Origin of the sequence: Methylobacterium tarhaniae (assembly GCF_001043955.1) — a bacterium.
Taxonomy (GTDB): domain Bacteria; phylum Pseudomonadota; class Alphaproteobacteria; order Rhizobiales; family Beijerinckiaceae; genus Methylobacterium; species Methylobacterium tarhaniae.
The window spans coordinates 1-577 of the sequence record NZ_LABZ01000389.1; the positions used below are offsets into that span (position 1 = coordinate 1).

The window sequence follows — 577 nt, forward strand, 5'->3', positions numbered from 1 at the left end:
CGCGCACCCGCTGCTTGAGGATCTTGATGTCGGGAAATCCCCCGTCGCGCTTGCGCTCCCAGATCAGGGCGTCGCCGCAGGTGATCGCGAAGGCGCCGCCGGTCCCGGGGATCAGCGCCACTTCTCCGAGAGCGTCGCGGAAGGTCGACAGCAGCTCCTGCGCCATCCAGCCGGCCCGCAGCAGCCAGTTGCACTGGGTGCAGTAGGTGATGGCGATGCGGGGCTTCTCGGCCTCTGGACGGGGGGCTGTGTCGCTCATCGTGGATGTGACTCCGCCTCCGATCCCCCCGCTTGTCAACCGGGTCCACACGCAGGTTGCGCGTCCGGCACCCGCCTCACGCGAGCTGGCGCAGCACCAGGAGGCTCACCCCGACCCCCGCGATGCCGGCCGCCACCGACACCGCCACGTAGATCAGCGCCGCCGCGAACGCCCCGCGCTCCCAGAGCAGGAAAGCCTCGAGGGAGAAGGTCGAGAAGGTGGTGAAGCCACCGAGGATGCCGGTGGTGAGGAAGAGCCGCCAGGCCTGGGGCACCCCGCCCCGGGCGGCGAACCAGCCGGTGAGCACCCCCATCATGA

At 70.4% G+C, this 577-nt stretch carries 2 protein-coding genes; both read right to left on the reverse strand.

What is annotated here, in order from left to right; all coding sequences use genetic code 11:
• Nucleotides 1-259, reverse strand: a 259-nt coding sequence (locus VQ03_RS30195; RefSeq protein WP_048454630.1) for an Rdx family protein, incomplete at its 3' end; no start/stop codon positions are given.
• Nucleotides 260-335: 76 nt separating this feature from the next.
• A partial coding sequence (locus tag VQ03_RS30200) for a CrcB family protein (RefSeq protein WP_048454631.1) occupies nucleotides 336-577 on the reverse strand: 242 nt, incomplete at its 5' end.